Source organism: Brevibacterium zhoupengii (assembly GCF_021117425.1).
Lineage (GTDB): Bacteria > Actinomycetota > Actinomycetes > Actinomycetales > Brevibacteriaceae > Brevibacterium > Brevibacterium zhoupengii.
In genome coordinates, this window is sequence record NZ_CP088298.1 from 4,388,909 (window position 1) to 4,408,116 (window position 19,208).

Below are 19,208 nucleotides of genomic sequence, written 5' to 3' on the forward strand. Positions count from 1 at the left end.
CTCCGATCGGAGACGACTCAACTTCAGCAGAGTCCAGCCTACCGGGAGCGCGCCCCACGACACTTCCAAGAATCGCCTACTAAGGTAGGAGAATGACCACACCGATGCCCAAGCCGGGACCCAGAGCGTCTCGTCGCACCACGGTAGAGGAGATTTCCGCCGGGGGCATCGTCGTCGACTTCACACGCCCGGAGCTGACCGTGGCCGTGATCGCGCGGATCAACCGAGCAGGACGCATAGAATGGTGCCTTCCCAAGGGTCATCTCGAAGGAATTGAGACCCCCGCCGAGGCGGCTCGCCGTGAGGTGGAAGAGGAGACAGGGATCCTCGGGCAGATCATCTGCCCGCTGGGCACCGTCGACTACTGGTTCACGGTGACGGGAATCCGTGTCCACAAACTCGTCCACCACTTCCTGCTGCGTGCGCGGTCGGGGACGCTGACCGTGGATAATGATCCTGACCAGGAAGCGATCGACGCCGCGTGGATCCCCTTCAACGATCTGCGCTCCCGGCTCTCATTCGCCAATGAGCGTCGCATCGTTGCCGCAGCCCGCCCGATGGTTGCCCGATTGGAGCAGTGAAACCCATCAGTCACACGCGTTTCCTCCTCGCCCTGCTGAGCACAGTCCTGCTGCTCGCAGGGTCAGTTTTCGCTGTCCCGCTCTTGGGTACGGCTGGTCCCGCCAGCGCCGCGACGAACACCAGTTCGAGCGCCGCTGAGGTCTCGATCACCCTCGACGAGGTCACACCATGGGTGGATGAGAAGGGCACGCTCACGGTGCGCGGCACGATCACAAACCCCACAGATCAAGCGATCTCTGATCCCGATCTGGCTTTGGCGATGTCCACACAGAAACTCGACTCCGGACGCAAGATCCAGAGTTGGAAGACCGATCAGTCCCGGAACCGCCTGGTCGCCGACATCGAGAACAACGGCCCCGATGCTCGTAAAAAGGCCAAGGAAGCGGGGCAGAGCACCGATGAGAACTCGGATTCGGAGACTAAAGTGGACACCGCCTTCGACAAAGAGATCGCGGCAGAGTCCTCCTCGGAATTCACGTTCTCCGTCCCAGCGGATGAGTTGGGGCTGCAGAAGTCCTCTCCCGTCTCGGCCTGGGGCCCACGCGGCCTGAGCGTGCAGCTCGGCGACGACACCGGACGGCGGGCTTCAGAAGTCGGCTTCTCCACCTGGTATCCGAGCCCGAAGTTCGACAAGACCAAGGTCAGCATGCTCGCCCCGGTGACGCTTCCGGCTCACACCACCGACGGGATCATCGATCCCGACGAACTCGACAAGGCGATCGGCAAGGGCGGTTCCCTGACCGCGATCAGGAACGTGCTCGACAACCCTGGAGTGGGCATCGCCCTGGACCCCAGGGTCATCGCGTCCTTCGAAGCCGCGGTCGCCGACCCAACTCCCGAGGATGACGGGTCGGATCCCGAGGAGACCGACGAACCCTCACCGCAGGACACCGAAACGGCGACCGCAGGACCCGACGCCCATGACACCGACCCTGGCGCAGACTCCAATGATCAGGGCAATGCCGACGGACTCACCGCCGATGAGCTGAAAGCCCAGGAAGAGCAGCGCAAGCGCCTCGACACCTGGTATCAGGATTTCCTCGACGAGGCGGAGTCGCACACCGTCATCGCTCTGCCCTTCGGAGACCCCGACCAAACAACTCTGCGCAAGGGCGATCTGAAGAGCCTGGGGACCTTCGCACGCAAGCAGCGGACGATCGTCAAGGATGTCCTGCCGAAGGCCAAGACCGACATCGCCTGGCCCATCGCCGGCTCCGCTCAGCGCTCTGACCTCGCCGCCTTCGCCAAAGCCGGGGACAAGGCCGTGATCCTCGACAACACCCAGCAGCCCTCTTTGGGTGGCGTCCACGACAACGCCCATTCGAAGACCCGACTCACCTCCGATGCTCAGTCATCGATCGACACCCTGATCAGCGATTCCGCTCTGGCAAAGCAGAGCGCTCAAGTAGCCGACTCGGACCATCCGGCCTCAGGGATCTCGGAATTGGTCGCAACGACCGCCGCGATCCAAGCCGAGGCCCCCTACCGGACGCGGCACCTGCTGCTGCCCATGCCGCGTACAGCAGCCTCGGCGAACTGGGAGCAGACGGTCGGGGCCATCGCGGACGCCCCGTGGGTCGACCCCTCCGGCATCGATGAGCTCCTCGACACCGATGTCGTGCCCCGTGGCGTGCTGCAGACCGGGACGGATTCGAAGACCATCGGCGCGAAGGCTGTGAAGAGCCTTGCCGAGACCCGGACGACGCAGAGGAAATTCAACAGTGTGTTCTCCGATCCGGCAGGAGCGAATGCGCGGCTGGACCGCGAGCTGCTCAGCTGCACCTCGGTGGCGTGGACCCTGGGTGGAAATGCCACACGCTGCGCCGACGAGGCGCAGGCTTCGAGCGAGAAGGTGCGAAACAGTCTCTATCTCGAAAAGGGATCCTCAGTACTGCTGGTCACCGGTGAGGAGACGACCATTCCGGTGACGATCGTCAATGATTCCTCCGCCGAGGCGACGATGAGCATCCGGATGAAGCCGAAGACCCCTCAGCTGCGGGCCGAACCCACGGAAACCGTGGTCGTGCCCGCTGAGGAGACCATGCGCGTCGACGTTCCGGTCAAGGGTCTGGCCAACGCCGATGTGCCGACGACGATCGAGATGGTCGCCACCGATGACGTCGTTCTGCCGAAGGACGAGACTCTGCTTGTCAGAGTGCGGGCCGACTGGGAGAACATCGGCACGGCAGTTGTCGGATTGGCACTGGCCGCAGTGTTCGTGGTCGGCTTGATCAAGACGATCTCCCGCGGCCGCAGGAAGATCCCCGAACAGCAGCTGGCCGATGCGATGGCCCGCGCGCACAACGACGAATCGGAAACGAGGTAGGACTTGTCCAATCTTTCATCATTGGCCAAATCCTCGGCCATTATGACCGCAGGAACCCTGACCTCGCGCATTTTGGGCTTGGTCAAGGCGTCGCTGCTCGCGATGGCGATCGGCGTCACCGCGGTGCAAGCCGATGCCTTCGATGTCGCCAACAAGGTGCCCAACACCCTGTACATGCTGCTGGCCGGCGGTGTGGTCAACGCCGTCCTCGTCCCGCAGCTGGTTCGGGCGTCGAAGAGGAAGGACGGGGGCGAAGACTACACAAACCGACTTCTGACCCTGGCATTCCTCATCCTGGCGGCAGTCGGCCTCATCGCCACTCTGGCCGCACCGCTGCTCGTCTGGCTCTACTCCTCGGGGTGGGGTCCGGATCAGATGGCCTTGGCAACGGCCTTCGCCTTCTGGTGCCTGCCGCAGCTGTTCTTCTACGGCCTCTACACACTCCTGGGCCAGGTACTCAACGCCAAGTCCTCCTTCGGTCCATACATGTGGGCGCCTGTGCTCAACAATGTCGTGGCCATCGTGGGCCTCCTCGTCTTCATCCTCGTCTTCGGCACGAACGATGCGAATCCGCATGAGTTGAGCACCTGGACTCCGGGCATGATCGCTCTCCTGGCAGGATCGGCCACATTGGGAGTCGTCGCTCAGGCACTCATCCTGATCTGGCCGCTCAAGCGCATCGGGTTCAAGTACAAGCCGACCTTCGGCTTCCGCGGGGTCGGCCTGGCCACCGCAGGAAAGGTGGCGTTCTGGACCTTCTCGGCCATGCTCATCGGACAGATCGGCTTCCTCATCATCTCCCGCATCGCCGCTGGAGCCTCCGTCCCGGGTGAGGGCAATGCCTCGAATGCCGCATATTCATACGGCTATCTCGTCTTCATGCTCCCGCACTCGCTCATTGCGGTATCGCTGGCCACAGCGCTGTTCACCTCGTTGAGCAAGAATGCCGCCAACAAGGACACCGAGGCGGTCGTCGGCGATTTCTCCATGGGTGTGCGCATGGTCGGCCTGATCAACTCCTTTGCCGTGGCAGCACTCATCGTCCTCGCCTCGCCCGTGGCGATGATCATTGCCGGCGACGGCCGCGAACAGGCAATGGCAGTTGGGCTCGTCATCATCGCCATGGTGTTCGGACTCATTCCCTTCAGTGCCAACTACCTGGCGCAGAGGGTCTTCTATGCCTATGAGGATGCGAAGACGCCGTTCTTCATCCAACTTCCGCAGGTGATCTTCCAATCCCTTTTGGTGCTCTCGGCCTCGATCTTCCCGAATTCGGTCACGGTGGCCATCATCGGCCTGGCGATGAGCCTGGGGTATCTGCTCGCGATGATCCTGTCGTTCACACTCTTGAAGAAACGACTCGGCGACATTGATCTTCGCGGGATCCTGACCGCTCACATGAAGTTCTTGGTAGCAGCTTTGGTTGCTGGAATGGCCGGATACGGGCTTCTCTTCTTCTTCCCGGACTTCGCTCTGTCGGGACAGTGGCAGGCATTCGTCTCCACCGCTGCCGTCGGCACACTCATGCTCATTGTCTTCTTGGGAGCATGTTATTTGCTGAAAGTCAGAGAGTTGCATTCGATTATTGGCGTCGTTGCTGGAAAACTAAGAAAATAGCCTGCGCATTGAAGCCCCTCTGGAGGTGGTCACCCTGATCGATATCGAACCCGGCATGGTAGTTGCCGGTCGTTACGTCGTATCAACGGTCGACCGTCGGTGGCTCGAGGAGAATCCGCAAGCGGGGGCAGTGTGCACAGCTCTGGATGCCATCCTCGATGAACCAGTGCTCATCCACGTCGCCGATGCCGATGGATCCACGGATGTGCTCGAGGCAGCGCGACGGGTCTCCATCCTCGGCGATCATCGCATTGCCCCGACCTTGGACGTCGGCCATTCGAACGGACTCGACTATGTCGTGTCCAAACGCATCGCCGTCACGCCACTGAGCGAGATCCTCCCCAAATCCCCGCTACCCATCGATGCCGCCTGCGCTCTCATCGGCGAGATCGGAACGGTTCTCGTCACCGCCGCCCGGCGCGGCCTGTTTCATATGTTCCTGCGCCCGAACACCGTGGGAATCACGACCAAGGGCACCGTACTGGTCTCCGGTATCGGCATCGACGCCGCCCTGGCACTGGGCACTGAGGTCATCGCTCCCGAGGACTACACGCCGACGAAGGCCTCGCGCGAAGATGCACTGGGACTCATCCGGCTCTTCTATGCCGCCATCACCGGATACTGGCCCGCCGAAGAACCATTCAACGGAATACCCGCCGCCGGACGAGAGAACTCGCGCATCGCGCGCGCCAAGTCTCTCAATCCCGAGGTCTCCAACGAACTCGATGACTTCGTCAGCGGAATCCTCACCGGATCTGATCCGGGACCCGGATCTGTGGCAGAAGTGCTGGGCTACCTTGATGAGTGGGATGCCGAGCTGCTGCGCTACGTCAATCGTGCACCGGTGCTCGACAACGACAGCGTCTTCAACCAGTCACCACGCAGCTTCGACGAGGCGACGAGCCTGCCCACGCCGCGATCGACATCAATCGGTGCGACCCCGGCGAACACCGCCAGTGACGACCAGGTCAAGGCTGCTCTGGTACGCATCGGCATCACCCGTCCGGGAACACGCGGACTGGCTGTGGGTGTCGTGGGCAAGACGACGGGACAGTACGCGGATCGGATGCAGATGCGTGAGGCATCCAGCTTCCCCATCGGTAAGGATCAGCTCGACAATGCCGCCCAGGACTGGGAGGAATGGGAGCCTGAGCAGACCTATTCGGAGTACTCCGCATACGCCGATCACGAGTACGACGAAAATCTGACGTCTCCGATCATGAATCGTGATGCTCAGGATTCGGATCCCGATACCCAAGCACTCGACATCGTCTCCGACGACGTTGTTGAAGAGACCGAGGATGACAACGACACCCGAGTCATCATGGATGACGAAGACGACGGTTCGTGGTTCCTCGGCGGAATGTTCGAGACCAATGAGCAGCAGCGTGAACATCAGCTGCGCGAATACGAACGCGAACGCCGCATCGCCAAGGCGAAAGAGGACGAGGCCCGCCGGCGCATTGCGGCACTCGAAGCGTCGTCAGCAAGCAAACGACAAGAGGCCAATGCCTCCACTCCGCCCAAGCAGGTGCGTAGGCTTTCGCCCAATTCGGTCGACGAGTCAGACACCGATTCGACTCGGACGACTGCTCCCGTTCCCGCCGTCTCGCCCGAGCAGGGTACCGCCGAAAAGTCACGTTCTGGCAAGGCAGGAGCTGCCGCTGGTGCGGCGGCTGTCGGCGCCGCAGGTGCAGCTGCGTTTGCCGGAGCTTCGAAGGCCGGTGGTGAGAAGGCCGGTGGTGAGAAGGCCGGTGGTTCCACAGGCAAGAAGCCGTCAGGAGGCAAGAAGCAGTCCGCGAATGCTGGAGCCTCGACCGGAGGTAACTCTGCGACCTCAGATACACCGGCGAAGAAGTCGGGGGCAGGGAATGCGGTTGCCGGCGGTGCCGGTGCAGCGGGCGGTGCAGGTGCCGCCGGCGGATCTGCGAACAATGGCCACGACTCGGACGAGGACCCTAAGAACACCCGAAAACCATTCGCCTGGCTGGTCCTCGCACTCGTAGTCATCGCCGCCATCGTCATCTCTATCACTGTCTTCAGCTTCACCTCAGGCGATGACAATCCCGAACCGGTCGCCGAAACCTCGGCTCCGGCAAAGACGGATGACAGCAAAGACAAGAAGACAGAAGAGCCTCAGACAGAACCGCCGAAGATCGAAAAGGTTTCGGCCCTGGATCCCGAGGGCGACGATGAGGAGAACGACGACCAGGCACAAGACGTCGTTCCCAACACCGACGGATCATGGCGCACCGACCGCTATAACTCGGCGTCCTTCGGCAACCTGAAGTCTGGTGTCGGACTGCTGTTCGAACTCGAAGACAAGGCCACGGTGAAAGAGGTCAAGGTCAAGTCGTCGAACTCGGGCGGAAGCTTCGATATTCTCAATGGTTCCGACCCTGAGGATGCGAAGAAGGTGGGCGAAGGGAAGTTCGACTCGGACGGTGTCACGATCAAGCTCGATGATGACGTCGAGACAGACAACCTCATCCTCTGGGTCACCGAGCTTCCCCAGGACGAAGGCGGATTCCGCGCCATCGTCAACACCGTCGACATCAAGTAGGAACCACAGACGCCGGCAGGGTGAGCGGCCACCCGTTTCCCTCAACAGCAGGTGCGGAATAGTCGCAACCGCCGTACCGTTACACGTACGATAGGCATTCTGTGCCGCCGTCGAGCGGGGCACTGAGAACACAGCGAGCAGAAACAGGGAATTTTCACATGACTGATACACAATTGGTGATCATCGGGTCGGGTCCGGCCGGATACACCGCGGCCGTCTACGCGGCTCGTGCGAATCTTTCGCCCGTAGTCATTGCGGGTTCTGTGACAGCCGGTGGTGAACTCATGAACACCACTGATGTCGAGAACTACCCAGGTTTCCCCGCCGGTGTGCAAGGCCCGGAGCTCATGGAGAGCATGCGCGAGCAGGCTGAGAAGTTCGGTGCCGAGGTCATCTACGATGACGTCTCGAGCCTCAAGCTTGAACCAGGTGCTCATCAGATCGAAACGGCCCTCGGGGCCCGGTACACAGCTCAGGCCGTCATCCTCGCGACCGGTTCGGCATACCGCGAGCTCAACCTTCCGAATGAGAAGAAACTGTCCGGCCACGGTGTCAGCTGGTGCGCAACCTGCGACGGCTTCTTCTTCCGGGACCAGCACATCGCCGTGATCGGCGGTGGCGACTCCGCCCTCGAGGAAGCAACATTCCTCACGCGTTTCGCATCCAAGGTGACGCTGATCCACCGCCGCCAGGAGCTTCGAGCTTCGCAGGCGATGCAGGACAGAGCGGCAGCCGATGAGAAGCTCGAGTACCTCCTCGACAGCGAAGTGGCCGAAATACACGGTGAAGACTCGTTGACCGGCCTCACTGTCCGCAACACCGTCACAGGCGACACCTCCGAACTGCCCGTGACGGGCATGTTCGTAGCCATCGGCTCGGATCCGCGTACCAGCCTCTTCGGAGACCAGCTCTCACTGCGGCCTGACGGCTATCTCAATGTCGAAGGACGAACCTCCAAGACCGCGATCGAGGGTGTCTTCGCCGCCGGCGATGTCATCGATTCGGTGTACAGGCAGGCCATCACGGCTGCAGGATCGGGCTGCTCGGCAGCACTTGACGCTGAGCACTACCTTGCCGATCTGGAAGCAGTAGCAAAGCAGGCCGAAGCTGTCACGGCAGACGTCTCTGAAACCGCGGCGCCAGTCGCCTCCTGATATACCCACCTCGCCGGGCGTAGACAACGGCCAGTCGTCTCAAACTGCGTCTGCAGCTTCTGAGTCGAAACGTCGCCTCGGGGAATGAAACTCACGCAACCGCTGTTTCTGCTATTGAACATCATTGAGAGAAAGGTTGGTCATGTCGACAGAAGTCACTGACGCCACGTTCGAAGAGACCGTATTGAAGTCCGACAAGCCGGTCCTGGTCGATTTCTGGGCACCCTGGTGCGGCCCGTGCCGTATGGTCAGCCCCATTGTTGATCAGATCGCGGAAGAGAACACCGAGAAGCTCAACGTGGTCAAGGTCAACACAGACGAGAACCTCGAGACTGCGAGCAAGTACGGAATCACCTCGATTCCGGCCCTCTATGTCTTCAAAGATGGTGAGGTAGCCAAGACCATCATCGGCGCCCGGCCAAAGCCGGCGCTTGAAGATGAGCTCTCCGACTTCATCTGATCATGTTCTAAGGCGCCTGTTGTACGATCAACAGGCGCCTTAGGTCTATCCAGATGGCAGACAGGAACACGTTCAGAACTTCGCACAGCAGATTGGCATGGCATTGACTCACAACCCACACCCGCAGTTTTCACGCGGGGACAGCTCTGAGGTTTTGCCCAACATCAAATCTCAGATGGCTCGTCTGGGACTCAATGTCGGTGATGCCGATTCTGACGCGTTCGATCGCGCCTTTGAACTGGGAGTCCGACAGTTCCAGCAAGTGCGCGGTATCCTCTGCGACGGTGTTATGGGCAAAGAGACGTTTTCAGAGCTCGAACGGGCCAGATATCAGCTCGGGGACCGCGTGCTCCGCTATGACCCCGTCAGAGTCCTTACAGGCGATGATGTCCTGCGACTCCAACGTACGCTCGCAGGCCTCGGTTTCTACGCGGGCCGTATGGATGCCGAATACTCTGCGATCACTGACGCTGCTGTCAAAGAACTGCAGATGAGCCTCGGCACCAAGGTTGACGGAATCGCCGGTCCACAGACACTACGAGGACTCGATGCAATCGATCGTAAACAGGACACAGGCAACCTCTTCGCTCTCGAAGAACGCGCACGCGTCGCGGCATCCGGAACGTCCCTCGCCGGTCGGACCTTCGTGATCGAAGCGGCCACTACAGTTGTAGATTTCGTCACGCTGCCAATGACTCAGGAACAGGCGGAGACCGAGCGTCGCATCACAACCGATATAGCAACTCGCCTTGCCGGTAGGCTCGAAGTAGTCGGCGCAGGCGCAATCGTTCTCGATGGCGATGCAGTCGAAGTCAACACAGCCGACCAGCTGGGAGCGTCCGCCGTCATCACTGTGACTGCCGACGTCAATAAGTCCAAAGACGCAAATGGAATCGCCACCTTCTTCTTCGGGCACGAAACCCACGCCGATATCAACTCTCCAACTGGAGCACGGTTGGCAGAACTCATACAGAGCGAACTCACTGCGCGCACCGGAATGAAGGACTGCCGAAGCCACGCACGCACGTGGTCCTCCTTGAAACGACTACGCACCCCGAAGGTTCATGTGGTCTCCGGCTACCTGACGAATAGCCATGATCTGGAGAACCTCGAGGACCCCAACGTACGGGACGCAATTGCAGACGGCATCGCGGCAGGGCTGCAGAGGCTATACGTTCGAGAAGATTCAGATCCTGAGACGGGTACCTTGAGCCTCGCGGAAATCAAAGCGTACAGCTGAATCCTCATCGGGCTGAGTTTCACGTGAAACACAGCGTCGACCAATAGAGTCCGAGATTACCAGACGATACATCCACGCACTTGTGGTGCATTAGGCGCCTACGCAAGACGATGAGCTGCAGCCTATTCCAAAGTTGGCGACATTGGTGAGCAACAGCTAAAAGAATGCCTTAGCCGGCGCCTTCTCCGAGTGGATACCGTATCGACGCCAAGTACAAGGCTCGATCTGTACGACCGTACGCTCGAGCTCAATCTCCCAATGTAGGGCACCCGCGACGGGGCATCATTCCTCGCCCCGTTGGAACACAATTCATTCGCCACCTGTAGCTGCCTATTTCAACCGGACACATACCAAAATCGCTCTGATCAACAATCAGGCGCACATCCGCTGCCTTGTCGAGCTCGACGTCTTCGAGCACCGCCTCGAAGCACTTCTGTAATCCCGAACAGGCGTGCAGACCCAGCCCGACTTTGTCTCGACAGAGAAGAATAGTATGGATGAGTCATTTCAAGAAGATTCAACAACGTTTACGGGAACGAGATTCACCCTTGCTGTTCCAAGTGAAACAATCGTTATCCCTACAGACGCCACCCAAGTCGATTCCGGGAGCGACTGGTGCTTCGTGTTTGCAGTAGGACAGTAGGACTGTAATACCCGCAGCTTCATTAGCGAAATTCGACAGAGTAATGATTTCTCCGCTGTGAGTTCTGACTCGCTACCTACACGTTCGCAGCACACAACCAGTTGGACGAATGTCATGATATTCCAGTCAAGACCGAATGTCCTACCTGCTGTTCATAGTAGGTTTCACGTGAAACAACACCACTACGAGCCAACCTTACGATCCGCACACGCACGTAAGCATCAAACGGACGGCCATCGGATGCAACCGAGTGATCAGACTCATTCGGCTGACGTAGCGGTAACGATCAATCTTCCCGGCGTACAGCTACGACTATCAAAGGAAGCTTTCGGAGATACCAATACGAATACGATGTTCCACGTGAAACCGGGTTAGGGAGTCGATAGACCAAAACAAACCACAGTCGCTAATGGTGACGAGTCGATTCCGGACGGCGCCAAAAGGAGCAACATGATTAGCCTACTCAACGCTCTCAGATAGTCGACACGCCCTCGGATGCTCATCAACAGTCGACAGACACTAGGCTCGGCCCGTATTTCGTCCTGCACACACCTGGTGCACTGCCGATCGGTCGTCCTATGGAGTTGAGCCCGACCGGACCCAAAGCGGTAAGACACCGTTTCTCACGTACATCTTTCACGTGAAACGGTGGCTACGGCCTACACATTCGCGAAGAGTAAAGGGGGCCAGACCGACCAGTGGACGCTGTTAAGTGAACGGCTCCGACCATGACTAACGAGGCCTGAAGTCGAAGATCGGGGTACAAAGACCTATTCGGGTCCGCACCAAATCAAATGACAATGGTCGAACATGAATTGTTCGACGTGAAACAAGCACCCGAGAGTTGAGGGAGTGGGCGGCAGTCGGCTAATGGGTGTATCCACGAGAGCAGCCTCGATCGGGTAGTAACGGAATCTCATCGCACATCTCCACGATCAAAATTCACTCTTCAATTGACCACCAACCACGCGTTTCACGTGAAACAGAGACACCCCAGCTCTTCTAGCGGCAACTACATACTACAAATTCCCGCCTCGGAACTTGTGTTAGCCATAGAACCCCCGGGGTCCAACACCTCGGAAACTATCCCTATAGCCTTTCAGTTGCCGATACACTCGCGGGGGAAGGCCTTTCCTACCTGTTGTCGAGCCACGTTAGGCCACCATCTATAGGGGCCATCGACCGTCGCAAGATCAGGTTAAGGCCGCACGTCTCAACATCGACGGCTAGAAACCAGTCAGCACAGGCGACACAGCCGAACAGCGACCTCCCAAGCGACACAGATGTTACACGTGAAACATGAAATCCTATGGTCGGAGAGTTACGTCAGTTGGGCGACTGGGACAGCAAACCCGAACCGCTAACGCCTCTACATTTTGGGGAAAGTCCCCGCTCTAATCGAACCAAAGAACTGGCTGACATGTTCACTGCAGGACAACCAACGACGTTGCCTTGCACGGTCAATATCACCTAGGGAGCATTCGCAAATTCATCCCGCAAATCAGCAGAGGCATGCATATTCTAGAAGACACATCTTTGCCCGACTAGGCGTTTCACGTGAAACGTGAGCACCGAGGTGCCAACATTGCCCCCCCCAGACAGGTGCAGATAGTCGATGAAACCAACATAAGCTGCAGCATTTAGCACTAGGGCAAGTAGACATGGGGCGCGCTCCAAACCACCGAACTGGGGAATTTCTATGTACCCGATCAATAGGCGTCTGACGCTTCAATCACGTTGCCCATCGACGTTGGTCGTTTCACGTGAAACGATCCTGCGCGATCAGTTGCGCAGACCCATAAGACCCTTAAGGATTGTCCGCCACCCTACGTTCATCGAAAGCGGTGCATCACACAGTGACGACAAGCTCCGAATAGAGGCAGGCATGCAATAGACGGAGGCAAAGCTGGGAACCGCGCCTCCGCATCGGGAACATTTCAAGGTTAAGCAACCCAAAACAATCGGATGTTATGCACGGTGGATGGGCCTTCACCCATCTCCTCGGAACCCTTAAGCTCGTACGATCGGGTGTTTCACGTGAAACAATACCGGTTGCTAATCACTATTCGACCCGTAGTCTCACTTCATCTCTCGGCCCTATCCCGCTAGCACAAGCGAAATGGCGGCCTGTATGGCTGCATGAACCGCAATAGCGTGGATGCACTCCGGTCTATCAATCTATTTGCGCTCATTTTTGGGAAATCGAGCGCGCCGGCATTAATCAGCATCAAAAGAGGAATGAAAAAGAGCGGGTGAGAAGAACTGAATCTTCTCACCCGCTCCTGATCTAGCGGCTAGCGGCTAGCGGTACGCTATTCGTTCGGCGACTCTACACCCAGCAGCAATAGAATTCGGTCGAGATCGTCTTGGTTCGCAAATTCGACGCTCAATTTACCCTTCTTCTTACCAACGGTGATGTTCACCTTCGTGTCCAGACGATCCCCGAGCCTCTCAGCAACTTCAATAAACTGAGGCGCCACCTTCGTCGTTGCACGTGAAACATTCATGGAATCACCACGGTTCAACAGGACGACTGCCTCTTCAGACGCCCTCACCGACAAACCCTCTGCAACGATGCGCTGAGCCAGAATCTCCATATGTTCGGGTTCCCGCAAACCAAGAATCGCACGAGCATGTCCGGCAGAGATGACCCCCGCCGCAACTCGACGTTGTACGAGCGGTGGCAGACGGAGTAGGCGAAGAGTGTTGGAAATCTGCGGACGTGATCGACCGATCCTCTCGGAAAGCTCTTCCTGTGTGCAGCCGAAGTCTTCCAACAGCTGTCCGTAGGCAGCAGCTTCCTCCAGTGGATTAAGTTCTGCGCGATGCAAGTTCTCAAGCAACGCATCGCGGAGCAAATCGGTGTCGTCAACATACCGGATGATCGCAGGAATGGCGGAGAGGCCAGCGTCCTTCGTCGCCCGTAGACGACGCTCACCCATGATCAGTTCGAAGCGCTCAGAATTCCCGGGTTTCTGCCGCACGACTACGGGCTGCAGCACACCAATCTCGCGAATGCTGTGAACGAGCTCGCTGAGTTGGTCTTCATCAAAGAACGTACGCGGCTGACGAGGGTTGGCATCAATCAGGTCTACATTGATCTCGCCGAACTCTGTATCAGGGATCGAATCGACGCCTGACGACTCGATACCGGACTCGTCACCAGAGGCGGAGACTCCCTCGTCACTACTGCCTGCTTCCGAAGCCCCCTCACTCGACTCTTCCACAGGTGAGTAGCCATCCGACTCGGAAGTGATCTCCGACGAAGGGTCTACTTCATCTGTAGTCTGTTCGCCAATTGCACTCTGTTCCGTACGGGCCTCGTCAAAAGTTTCATGGCCCGACCGATATACCCCAGGGTGATTTTCGGACACCTCGTCATCGAGGCTTGACGTCTCCGATTCACTACCTTCGTCGGTGACAGCACCCGAGCTCGCCTCCACGTCAGGTTCCGCAGTCTCAAAGCTGGGTGCGACGGCCTCATAGCTGGTGTCATATTCCTGGCCCTGTGAAGTCTCAACACGGGATGTCGCGGGGACACTATCAACTTCCGGAGATGATGCCGTTGATGCGGCTTCCTTCGTTCGTGAGATCTTCACGTCGGACGGCGTCTTCACGCTGGATGTCGGCACACTGGATGTGGAGGCTTCGGTGCCGGCACTCGTTGTTTTGGCTGCTGTGCGCGTGGCCTTGCCGTCGGCGGTCTTGCTCCTGGAGGTCTTAGACCCCGTTGTTGAACGCTTGGAAGTTGTGGATGACGCGGCCGACGTCGATGGAGCCTTGGCTGAGGGAGCAGACTTCTTCGTGTTCGTCGATGACGTGCTGGCAGCCTTGGCGGAAGTGCGCTTCGCAGGTGTGCTCTTCGACGTTGAAGACTTGGGTGTTGAAGCACTCTTCGCGGAAGAAGACTTTCCAGTTGACGAGTCTGTCTCGGCTGTCTTGGCAGTCGACGATGTTGTAGAGGACGCTGCTTTCGGCTTCCGCCGCCGTGAAGACTGCATAGAAGCCGCTGGATCTGTCCGAGCCGTCCGAGGCGCCTTCTGCTCTTCCGATCCCTGTTTAGCCTCATCCGAATCGCCTCCGGAGAAGAACACGTCGACTGGGCGATCGCTCGACGCCGCATCCGGGATCAAAGCACCCAGTCCACGGCCCAGTCCACGCTTCTTGCGTTCAGCCACGATTTACTCCTCGTTGTGCGATTTCTTCGGCTGCTTCGCGGTAGGACAAAGCGCCACTGGAATGGGGGTCATAGGAAATGACAGTCTGACCGTAGCTCGGAGCCTCAGAGATCCGTACAGAGCGAGGGATCGCGGAGGACAATACCTGTTCAGGGAAATGCGTGCGAACATCTTCCGCAACCTGAGCGCTGAGGTTGGTCCGACCGTCGTACATCGTCAGCAGGATCGTTGAGATCGACAGCTTGGGGTTGAGGTGCTTCTGGATCAGCTGAATGTTCTTCAACAGTTGACTCAGACCCTCGAGCGCATAGTACTCGCACTGGATGGGGATCAGGACTTCCCGAGCAGCAACGAACGCGTTGACTGTCAGGAGTCCCAGGCTCGGAGGGCAATCAACGATGACATAGTCAACCCGATTTCCTGCAGCCGCCTCTTCATCGAGGTAGAAACCAAGAGAGCGTTGCAGGCGCTGTTCCCGGGCAACCAGCGAGACCAGCTCGATCTCCGCGCCGGCCAGGTCGATTGTCGCCGGCACACATTTGAGTGTTTCGAAGTCCGGGCACTGCGCAACTGCCTCGCGCATCGGAACGTCGTCGATGATGACGTCGTAGATGCTGGTGACCTCGGAGTAGTGGTCGATACCCAGAGCGGTACTCGCGTTGCCCTGCGGGTCGATGTCGATGAGCAGAACATTGAGGTTCTGATTCGCCAACGCGGCAGCGATATTCACTGCGGTCGTGGTCTTCCCGACGCCGCCCTTCTGGTTCGCGATCGTGAAGACCCGAGTAGAGTCTGGTCGTGGAAAACTCGCCTGGGACAGTCGATCAGCGCGTCGATTATCACGCGCGATAGCAGCACCTATGGGAGACGACTCGTCCATGATCGGCATTCGGCGCACTCCATCATCCATTGGTTTCACAAAGCTATACTCAGCCTAGACCAAATCTACTTCGTACTATTTCTTGACTATCTCGACGACACGGCTGGGGACATCGAGGATTCCGCCGTCGACGATGTGAATCTCCGGCTGAGACAGTCGATAACGCTTCAAAAGCTTCTTCGTCTTCACCAGCTCCGCTTCGACCGATGCCCCCTTGAGAGCAAGGATGCGACCCTCAGGTCCCATCACTTCGTGCGTCCATTCGATGAGGGTCGACATCGCTTTGACCGCGCGTGAGGTCACAACCGTGAACATCTCCTCATCGACGAGCTCCTCAACTCGGGCGCGGACGATTCGCACATTGCCCAGGCCCAAATCGTCTACGACCATCTTCAGCCATTCGACCCGACGTTCCATCGGCTCGATGAGCACAACCTGTGCCTCGGGACGAAGCAGCGCAATCGGAATCCCGGGCAGGCCCGCGCCACTGCCGACATCACCGACGACATCACCGTCATCAATGAATTCAGCGACAACAGCGCAATTGAGAATGTGCCTCGTCCAGAGCCTGTCGATCTCACGAGGACCGATCAGGCCCCATTCGATGCCAGTTGTAGCCAGATGCTGTGCATACCGCTGTGCAGTTGGGTAGGCGGCACCGAAGAACTCTTCTGTGCCTGCCGGGGGAATTTCGAGGGCGGAAAGGTCAGTCATGGGCAGGACGGACAAGCACATGCCGGCCCTCACCCTCGCCTTCAGACTCCGACACCAATCCGGCCTGAGCAACCTGATCGTGAATGATCTTACGTTCGAAGCTGTTCATCGGCTTGAACGCGAACTCGTTGCCGGACTCCTTGACATCGTCAATTGCCTGCTTCGCCTTCTTGATGAGCTCATCGCGACGATTATTGCGGAAGCCGTCAATGTCGAGCATGAGCCAGGAACGCTGGCCGGTGCTGGTCTGCACGGCAAGCCGGCTGAGTTCCTGCAAAGCGCCGAGGGTTTTGCCATCGCGGCCGACCAGGGTGCGCAGATTAGAATCCTCGTCGTCCTCACAGACGATCGACAGCTGTGCGCGTCCATCCCCGACATCGATGTCGATGTCGCCATCGATGTCAGCAACATCCATCAGCTCTTCGAGGTAATCCGCTGCAATCTCTCCCTCTTCTTCGAGGAGTTCTGCTCTCGTCGGCTTCTTAGATTTCTCAGCACCATCAACAGCGGCGCCAGTGTCGGCAGTCGCGTCGACGGTCTCATCAACAGTCGTGTCGACATTCTCTTCAGTCATGGTTCTTCCTCAGCGCTTCTTGTTCTTCTTGCGGTTCTTGCTCACCGGTTGCTGCCGCTGACGGCTCTGGTTCGGGGTCTGCTGAACTTCGGTGGCGGTCCCGCCCTTGACCTCAGATTTCTGAACAGGCTTGCCCTTGCGCGCCTTCCGCTCCAGCATCTCCTTCTCGGCTTTGGAACCGGGAGCTGGCATATTGCGGATGACGACATGCTGCTGGCACATCGTCCAGGTGTTCGAGACGAGCCAGTAGAAGAGGACACCGAGTGGGAAGTAGATTCCGCCGATGCCGAAGACAAGAGGCATCACGTAGAGAAGCATCTTCTGCGACTGCATCATCGGGTTCGCCATGGCGGACTCCGACATGTTCTTCGCCATCATCTGCTTCTGAGTGATGAACATCGTCCCGGCCATGATGACGATGAGAATGCCGGTCAGGAGCTTGACAGCGAAGCCCGGGTCCGTGAAGACCGCCGACAGCGAAATTCCGAAGACCGACGACTGCTCAGCCTGAATCGCGAGATTCTGAGTGAACCCGCCGATCGCACCGACCGACCCATCGGCCACCTTGGGCATGTTGTGGATGACACGGAAGAGAGAGAAGAAGATCGGCATCTGCACGAGGAGAGGCAGACACGAGGCCCAGGGGCTGGTCTTGTTGTCGCGGAACAGATTCATCTGCTCTTCGGCCATAGCCTGACGCGAGTACTGATCCTTCTTGCCCTTGTACTTGGCCTGCAGGCGCTGAATCTCAGGCTGCAGCAGCTGCATCTTACGCTGAGATTTGATCTGATAGACGAACAGCGGAATCAGGACCGCACGAATCACGAGAGTCAGTCCCGCAATCGACAGCACCCAGGTCCAACCGTTTGCGGCAGGAAGGCCGATCGCTGTGAAGATCTCGTGGAAGATCGCGAGGATCCAAGCAACTACCCACTGCAGCGGGTAGAGCAGCTTGTCCATCCAGTCCATTCAGTACTCCTCGTTACAACGAATCTTCACGATCGTTCATTTTGCCATTGTTCTCAGGTCTTCGCGACACAGAACTCATCGTTCTGCTTTCGCACGCGCCGGAGGCCTCAGCCCCTAGCAACTCGCGGTGCACAGATGCGCTGAACATCCGTCGCACACACGTCAAATATTGTCAGTGGCCCTCATCATCGTGCATGGAGACTGAGCGGGCCTGGCGCGCTGAACCGGGAACATGGTCCACCCCGCCATGGGAAAAGGGATTGCATCGCAGTATTCGCCACCCAGTTAACACCATTCCCTTGAGAACTCCGTGTATCTCGAAAGCCTCCAAGCCGTACATCGAGCAGCTGGGATAGTACCGACAGACCTGTCCATACATCGGCGACACTACGATTCGATAGGCCCGGATGAACCACACGAACGGCATGCGCGGTCCGATCCGGATCAGCCACCACGCGGTGGGCCAGAACCCGGCGGGCCTGCGAGGCACCTCCGAGGGGTGCTTCAGATCATGCTCGGCGTCCACGGCTCTCGAGCTTCTTCTGCGCCTTGTCCATCAGAATCGTGACTTCGGACTCGAGCTCGGCAAATTCCGCTCCGGCTGCTTGGGGCAATGCTCTGATGACGAACAGGGCGCCGGGGTCCAGACTGTCGAGTCGGACCCGCATGATCTCTCGAAGACGACGTTTCACTCGGTTCCGAACAACGGCGTTTCCAACGGCCTTGGATACGATGAAACCCACGCGTGCAGCGTGGGAATCATCAGAATCAATCAGGCTGTGTGCCATCAAATGGTCCGAGCGCACGCGGACGCCAGCTTTGAAGACTCTTCTGAAGTCATCTCCGCTGCGGATCCGGTGAGCCGCGGTGATCACACTTATGCCGAAACTTCGGCACGTCCCTTGCGACGACGTGCGGCCAGGATCGAACGACCGGCACGGGTGCGCATGCGCAGACGGAAGCCGTGCTTCTTGGCGCGCTTGCGGTTATTGGGCTGGAAAGTACGCTTACTCACTTCAAGTCTCCGATTTCTAGGTTGCGGTCGAACGGCGATGCGTTCTCACAAAAAACGGCGGTGCGAGTCTCGACCGCCGAGCACTCCTGTGCATAAGAGCCAAAAGATATTCAAGATAATCGGATGAAGCCCGGTACACAGGACACTCCATCTTAGCGAAGGTCAAAGTTGCTGGTCAAACTCGATGGCAATGTTTCACGTCACTGTCGCGAGCTGTTCGCCGAAATTCATTCCCTGCACATCTTCACCCGTCCACAAGTAACAAGCGTGTAGTTTTCCACATGGTTATCCAC

15 protein-coding genes are annotated in these 19,208 nt (G+C 58.4%); 7 read left to right on the plus strand and 8 right to left on the minus strand.

All coding sequences use genetic code 11. From position 1 onward, the window contains the following. Positions 1 to 92: 92 nt before the first annotated feature. From LQ788_RS19755 to LQ788_RS19785, 7 genes are all read left to right on the plus strand, one after another. A complete protein-coding gene (locus tag LQ788_RS19755) occupies positions 93 to 581 on the plus strand; it encodes an NUDIX domain-containing protein (RefSeq protein ID WP_101556893.1) in 489 nt (162 codons plus the stop codon). After that, positions 578 to 2,908 carry a DUF6049 family protein gene (locus tag LQ788_RS19760; protein ID WP_231443999.1) on the plus strand — a complete coding sequence of 777 codons (2,331 nt, stop codon included), beginning with the start codon at positions 578 to 580 and terminating at the stop codon, positions 2,906 to 2,908. The genes LQ788_RS19755 and LQ788_RS19760 overlap by 4 nt, the downstream gene beginning before the upstream one ends. 3 nt (positions 2,909 to 2,911) lie before the next feature. Beyond that, the gene (murJ, locus tag LQ788_RS19765) at positions 2,912 to 4,525 is read left to right on the plus strand and encodes a murein biosynthesis integral membrane protein MurJ (RefSeq protein ID WP_231444001.1); all 1,614 of its coding nucleotides are present in this window, start codon (positions 2,912 to 2,914) and stop codon (positions 4,523 to 4,525) included. A gap of 25 nt (positions 4,526 to 4,550) precedes the next feature. Beyond that, positions 4,551 to 7,088 (plus strand): protein kinase family protein, encoded by a 2,538-nt coding sequence (locus LQ788_RS19770; protein WP_231444002.1) that lies wholly within the window; start codon positions 4,551 to 4,553, stop codon positions 7,086 to 7,088. A gap of 158 nt (positions 7,089 to 7,246) precedes the next feature. Further along, entirely contained in the window at positions 7,247 to 8,242 is a 996-nt protein-coding gene (trxB, locus tag LQ788_RS19775; RefSeq protein WP_231444003.1) for a thioredoxin-disulfide reductase, read from the plus strand. A 142-nt stretch (positions 8,243 to 8,384) separates the two neighbouring features. Beyond that, positions 8,385 to 8,702 carry a thioredoxin gene (trxA, locus tag LQ788_RS19780; RefSeq protein WP_009882752.1) on the plus strand — a complete coding sequence of 106 codons (318 nt, stop codon included), beginning with the start codon at positions 8,385 to 8,387 and terminating at the stop codon, positions 8,700 to 8,702. A gap of 97 nt (positions 8,703 to 8,799) precedes the next feature. Continuing rightward, entirely contained in the window at positions 8,800 to 9,942 is a 1,143-nt protein-coding gene (locus tag LQ788_RS19785) for an N-acetylmuramoyl-L-alanine amidase (protein ID WP_394801320.1), read from the plus strand. A gap of 2,955 nt (positions 9,943 to 12,897) precedes the next feature. Here the strand turns inward: LQ788_RS19785 and LQ788_RS19790 are convergent. From LQ788_RS19790 to rpmH, 8 genes are all read right to left on the minus strand, one after another. Further along, entirely contained in the window at positions 12,898 to 14,763 is a 1,866-nt protein-coding gene (locus LQ788_RS19790) for a ParB/RepB/Spo0J family partition protein (RefSeq protein WP_231444007.1), read from the minus strand. Next, complete coding sequence (locus LQ788_RS19795) at positions 14,756 to 15,652, minus strand: ParA family protein (protein ID WP_231444009.1); 897 nt, start codon at positions 15,650 to 15,652, stop codon at positions 14,756 to 14,758. Before LQ788_RS19795 ends, LQ788_RS19790 begins: the two co-directional genes overlap by 8 nt. A gap of 66 nt (positions 15,653 to 15,718) precedes the next feature. Further along, a complete protein-coding gene (rsmG, locus tag LQ788_RS19800; RefSeq protein WP_231444011.1) occupies positions 15,719 to 16,357 on the minus strand; it encodes a 16S rRNA (guanine(527)-N(7))-methyltransferase RsmG in 639 nt (212 codons plus the stop codon). After that, positions 16,350 to 16,931, minus strand: coding sequence for a Jag family protein (locus LQ788_RS19805; protein WP_231444013.1), 582 nt, complete (start codon positions 16,929 to 16,931; stop codon positions 16,350 to 16,352). The genes rsmG and LQ788_RS19805 overlap by 8 nt, the downstream gene beginning before the upstream one ends. A 9-nt stretch (positions 16,932 to 16,940) precedes the next feature. After that, positions 16,941 to 17,900 carry a membrane protein insertase YidC gene (gene yidC / locus LQ788_RS19810; protein WP_231444015.1) on the minus strand — a complete coding sequence of 320 codons (960 nt, stop codon included), beginning with the start codon at positions 17,898 to 17,900 and terminating at the stop codon, positions 16,941 to 16,943. Between the two features lie 172 nt (positions 17,901 to 18,072). Further along, positions 18,073 to 18,327, minus strand: a complete 255-nt coding sequence (gene yidD, locus LQ788_RS19815; RefSeq protein ID WP_317207073.1) for a membrane protein insertion efficiency factor YidD — start codon at positions 18,325 to 18,327, stop codon at positions 18,073 to 18,075. Between the two features lie 82 nt (positions 18,328 to 18,409). Further along, a complete protein-coding gene (gene rnpA, locus LQ788_RS19820) occupies positions 18,410 to 18,775 on the minus strand; it encodes a ribonuclease P protein component (protein WP_262908287.1) in 366 nt (121 codons plus the stop codon). Positions 18,776 to 18,777: 2 nt separating this feature from the next. Next, complete coding sequence (gene rpmH, locus LQ788_RS19825) at positions 18,778 to 18,915, minus strand: 50S ribosomal protein L34 (protein WP_009882743.1); 138 nt, start codon at positions 18,913 to 18,915, stop codon at positions 18,778 to 18,780. Positions 18,916 to 19,208: the final 293 nt, after the last annotated feature.

Coding starts and splice junctions, on each gene's coding strand:
- LQ788_RS19795 (WP_231444009.1), bottom strand. CDS start 15,652: ATGCCGATCATGGACGAGTCGTCTCCCATAGGTGCTGCTATCGCGCGT.
- yidD (WP_317207073.1), bottom strand. CDS start 18,327: ATGCCGTTCGTGTGGTTCATCCGGGCCTATCGAATCGTAGTGTCGCCG.
- rsmG (WP_231444011.1), bottom strand. CDS start 16,357: ATGACTGACCTTTCCGCCCTCGAAATTCCCCCGGCAGGCACAGAAGAG.
- LQ788_RS19805 (WP_231444013.1), bottom strand. CDS start 16,931: ATGACTGAAGAGAATGTCGACACGACTGTTGATGAGACCGTCGACGCG.
- LQ788_RS19755 (WP_101556893.1), top strand. CDS start 93: ATGACCACACCGATGCCCAAGCCGGGACCCAGAGCGTCTCGTCGCACC.
- LQ788_RS19785 (WP_394801320.1), top strand. CDS start 8,800: ATGGCATTGACTCACAACCCACACCCGCAGTTTTCACGCGGGGACAGC.
- trxA (WP_009882752.1), top strand. CDS start 8,385: ATGTCGACAGAAGTCACTGACGCCACGTTCGAAGAGACCGTATTGAAG.
- trxB (WP_231444003.1), top strand. CDS start 7,247: ATGACTGATACACAATTGGTGATCATCGGGTCGGGTCCGGCCGGATAC.
- yidC (WP_231444015.1), bottom strand. CDS start 17,900: ATGGACTGGATGGACAAGCTGCTCTACCCGCTGCAGTGGGTAGTTGCT.